1 protein-coding gene is annotated in these 1,205 nt (G+C 67.1%); it reads right to left on the minus strand.

Translation table 11 applies throughout. The annotated features are described in order from the left end of the window. Window positions 1-7: 7 nt before the first annotated feature. Window positions 8-1,205: IS4 family transposase (locus tag F1735_RS33695; protein WP_167241373.1), on the minus strand; the 1,198-nt coding region annotated here is incomplete at its 5' end.

The following is a 1,205-nucleotide window of genomic DNA, read 5'->3' on the forward strand; positions in this document are numbered from 1 at the left end:
CACCTCGTTATACACAAGTGTTCAGTGCGCCAATTCCCCGTAGCGCGCGTATCGTTTCCGCCGCCACGTGAACATCCTTCAAGCCGAGCCAGATCGTCTTGACGCCGGGCTCGCCATCGCTCTTGCGGGCGAGGAAACCGCCGATGCAGGCGATCTGGCGCAGAACGTCGTTCAGGCGCGGCTTGTCCGGTGGAGTCTTTTTGCGCAGCAGATAGGCTGCTTGAATCTCGTCCGGGTCGAAGAACAGTTCCGCATCCAAATCCGGACAGGTGCGGCCCAAGCGCATCAGGCGGGCGATGCGCCACGCCACCACCATGAACAGCGCCAAGGCCCGTTCAAGCTGCGTGATCGAGCCCAGTTGCAGCGCCTCGACGCGGCAGGCGTTCTTGAGCACGTCGAACAGCATCTCGATTTCCCAGCGCGCGCGGTACCAGTCGATCAGCTCGACGACCGCCTCGGGCGTGGCGGCCTCGCGGTTGGTCAGCAAGCGCCACTCGATTGGCTTGACGCCGTCCGGCGCGTCGATCTCGCGCGCGATCACGCACGTGGCGAGGACGCTCTTTCCTTTGCCCGCCGGCAAGGCGACCGTGCGTGCCCACAGTTGCTGGCGCACGGTGCGCGCCTTCACCCCGTGCCGCGCGGCCATCGCGAACGTCAGCTCGCCGATCGGCGCGCCCGCACCCGTGTGCTGCCACAGCTTCTCGCCGTCGGGCAGGCAACGGTTGTGCTTGGCGCGCACCAGCCAGTCGGCCGGCGTGGCCAGTTCCTGGGCGCGCAGCATCAGGGGCACCAGATCGGCCTCGCGGTCGGCCACATACACCAGCCGTGTGCCGGGCAACTGCGCCGCCATCTCCGCGATCCGCTCGTAGCCCTCGATCCAGCGCAAACTCTCCTTCGGCCCGCCGCGCGCGCCGGACTCGTCCTTCTTTTCGCGCGCCCACATCCACGCGTCGATGATGCCCAGCGGCTCGCGCCCAGGCGTGACCGCGTAGGTCGGGTGCAGGTACATGCCGCGCTGGGCTTCGTAACTCAACGGGCCGAGGCCGAACGCGCCTTGGCCGTTGAAGTCCAGTTCGGTCGTGTCCTGCAGGCACAGCACAACCGGAAGCGCGGCCATGCGTTGCTGCGTCTGCTGCCAGTGCGGCGCCATGATCGCCTGCCAGTCGACGCTGTCGTTGTCGAAGAAGCGATACGCCGCCATCGTC

This window comes from Massilia genomosp. 1 (assembly GCF_011682185.1).
GTDB lineage: Bacteria > Pseudomonadota > Gammaproteobacteria > Burkholderiales > Burkholderiaceae_D > Telluria_A > Telluria_A rubra.